2 protein-coding genes are annotated in these 3,643 nt (G+C 36.3%); both read right to left on the reverse strand.

The window, feature by feature from the left end; all coding sequences use genetic code 11:
• Positions 1-2,523: Spy0128 family protein (locus HMPREF8571_RS08580; protein ID WP_000694292.1), on the reverse strand; the 2,523-nt coding region annotated here is incomplete at its 3' end.
• A gap of 594 nt (positions 2,524-3,117) precedes the next feature.
• The coding region (locus tag HMPREF8571_RS08585) for a prealbumin-like fold domain-containing protein (RefSeq protein WP_000321465.1) at positions 3,118-3,643 on the reverse strand (526 nt) is incomplete at its 5' end.

A 3,643-nucleotide genomic window follows, 5' to 3' on the forward strand; every position in this document is an offset into this window, starting at 1 on the left:
TGCTTCAAGATCTTTACCTTCAAGAACTTTCTTAGCTCCAAGAGTTACACTTGTAGCTCCTGCTGGAGTGTAAGTGTTCTCAAATGCTTTTTCATCATCGTAAGTAACAGTCGCTTCAAGGACACCTTTACCATTGTCCGTTACAGTAACTGTAGCAGTGATTGTTTTCGTGTCATACTTGATTCCTGTAGCAGTACCAGCTTTTTCAGCAATCTTGTAAGTGAAAGTTCCAACTTTATCGAATTCCAAAGCTGAGAACTTAACGTTTCCATCTTTGTCATTCTTGACTGTTTCTTTCACGTTACCATATTGGTCTGTCAAAGTAAATTCAAACTCATCAGCTTTCAACTCACGACCAGTAAGTGTTTTCTTAACTGCAAGCGTAACTGGAGTTTTTGAAGCTCCATAGCTGTTATTGAACTCTTTGTCAGCTGGATAAGTTACGTTGGCAGTAAGATTTCCTTCACCATCGTCTGTAACTTCTACTGTGACTTTAACTTCGAGACTATCGTATGTTACACCGTCAATAGTTTGTCCAGCATTTGTTTCAACGATAGTGTATTTGTAAGTGCCAGCTGCAGTGTATTCGATTGGAGCGAATGCCACTTTGCCATCGGCAGTGTTCTTCACTTTTTGGACTTCTGAACCATCTGCGTCGTTCTTCAATACAAACTCAAACTCATCAGCTTTCAAGGTACGACCGGTAAGAACTTTTGTCACTTCAATAGGAGCTGAAGTTTTCTCAGCAGCGTATGTATTTTCAAAAGTCTTATCATCGTTTTCGTAAGCGACAGCTGCAGACAATTTGCCCTCAGCATCTGCTGTTACAGTAACTGTAACGCCAACAGGGTTGGCATCGTAAGTAACACCTTTTTCAGTTGTGTTCGCTTTTTTCTCAACGATGTGATATTTGTAACTACCAGCTTTGTCAAATGTCAATTCAGCAAAGTTGATATTACCATCCGCATCATTTGTTACTGTTTCAACAACTTTGTTTGTCTTATCATTGAACAAGTCGAATTCAAACTCTCCAGCTTTCATAGCTCGACCAGTCAATTTTTTAATTGCTTGAATCTGAGCTTTTGTGCTGTTGCGTTTGTTCGTGACTGTTCGAATTGCACCGTCTTTTCCTACAGTCATCTCAAATGGAGTGGGATTCAGTTCATATCCTTCAGGAGCCTCAATTTCAGTTACTGTGAAGTTCCCTTTCTTAATATCACTCTCTGAATAAATGGATGATTCTGCGATACCGTCATCATTTGTCGTCACAATCTCTTCTTTGGCAGTAGCACCTGCTGGAGGAGTAATCTTAAATTTAGCTCCTTTAAGTCTGGCTTGAGTTACTTCGTCTACCTTATAAACAATGATTTTGTAAGCAGTCTCCAACTGAATTGTACCACCAGAGGTGATGATCGAATTTCCAATCTGTTTTACGATTGTTTTAGTGCTAAGATCGTCATAAGTTAGAACCTTATCATCCCCCTTCATTTCTGCATTGTTTTGAACTTTGGTACCATCTGCTGGTGCAGTTGTTTTATAGCCGATACGAAAGGCAGCTGGTTTCCCATTCTTAGCAATAATAGAAGAAGCATTATTGATGGTAATCGTAAATTCAGTATAAGATTCATTCCATTTTATTTCGTAATCTTTGCCTGCCTCTAAAACTTTCTCATCTTTCATATAATATGATTGATTGTACCATCCTGCTATAACACTGATTGTTTCAGGAATCATCTGCATTGGCGAAGCGTCTGGATCCACCCAATCACGAATTTCAATTTTATTGTAGGCGGCTTGTTTTGGATTAACCCTAACATACCAACTATGTAGATAGTGGCCACTCTTATTTAAAGTTTTAGAAGTCCAATCTTCTTTATAAATTAAACCATGATATTTACTAAAATTTGCACGTCCAATTCCTTCAGAATAATCAGAGGCTCCCGCTTTTTTGACCTTAATCTGATGGGTAATTTCATTAATAGTTTCACTCTTTTCAAAACGAAGAGTTTCACTGCTCAGTTCATTTTTAGAACTAAAGCCAACATAGAAAGTCCCTCTGACATGTTGAACATGAATTCCCTTCTTTTTCTCAAGATAGGTTTTTAGATTTTGTAGAGTAATGGTAACCTTACCACCATTGTTATCTCCATTTGAGACAATTTTGGTTTCACCAATAACAAGATCTGTCTCTTTATCTTTGAGTTCAAAAGTCTCATCTCTAACAGTTAATGGACTTGGAACAGTAAATGTAAAGCTATCACCATCCTCTAACTTACCATCATATGCACTTAAATCATAATCTACAACAAACTTATAGTTGGAGTAATTGTGGTGTTCTGGTGAAAGGTTATAGACCCCATTTGCATCTGGTTTTGTAAATTTCCCATTGTCAACTTCCCAAATCCCAATATTGCTAATAACATTCTTTAATTCCTTTGCCTCTACATTGTGCGGAGCAAAAATAAATGCCAGTAAACATGCTAGGGAAGTTAGGATGTATAACCAAAGTTTCTTGATTTTCATAATCTTCCTTTCTAAAAAATAGAATCATCTAAAATGCAAACTATGATTTTTAATTCCCAATATAGGTCACTCCTTTCAAACTGAGCAAAGAACAAGAGGTTCAGTATAAATAAGGTTACACTTCAACCTCTTTAGCGATAACGGTTGTTTCATTTAATATATCAACCCCCTTTGAATCTATTATAATACATTTTTATAAGTTTTTTTATTTATAACATGTAAATGTTTAAACAAAATGTTGACAGGGTGTTAATATAATATCGGAAATTTAAACTAGATATCAAAAAGGATATTTTTACATGCATAAAGCTTTTTCTTATAGGATTTTTATATAATTCAAAAATAGACTCAAAAAATATATCAGAAAAATTTACATCATTTTGAATGTTTGATTTATCTTAGCATTTATATTTAACTATTTTTATTTTACTTAATCAATATTATTTTAATCTAAAATTAATATAGTTGGTTGTAGTGTTCATTTTCGAAACTTCTTCACCGGGAACTCTCTCTAGTCATACACAGGAAAACAAAAAAAGATCAGGGGGTTATCCCTGATCTTTCTTTACTGTACTTATTGGCTACTAAATGAGATTAGTCTTCTTTTCTTCGTTTAGTTGCTACAAGACCTGCACCTAAAGCTAGAAGAGCTAAACCGGCTGCTAATGCAGCTTGTCCAGATTCACTTCCAGTGTTTGGTAGGTTAGGATTTTCTGGTTCAGTTTGGTCCGTTACTACTAACTTACCATCCTTAAACTCAACCTGATTTCCATTAGCATTTACCACTGTTACAGTTCCGTCGTAGTTAACTTGGAATGTAATATCTGTTACTGCTAAATATCCAGTTGGAGCGGCCTCTTCATGGAAAGTATATACTCCCGGAGTCAAATCAAGTACATGTGATTGACTGGCTTTTGAAGTCCATTCAGCCACAGGATTACCTGTAACTTTTTCTCCACGGAAAATTTGGATTTTTGCACCCGCGATTTCTTCACCCGCTAGATTTACCTTACTGAAGGTAATCTTACGTGGTAGGTCATCGTCTTTATCGGTGACAGTTACAGTTGAACCGTTTGTGGCAACTTTGTTTTCTTCACCCTTAGAGTCTTTCTCACCAACG

Source organism: Streptococcus mitis ATCC 6249 (assembly GCF_000146585.1).
GTDB classification, from domain to species: Bacteria; Bacillota; Bacilli; order Lactobacillales; family Streptococcaceae; genus Streptococcus; species Streptococcus mitis_AZ.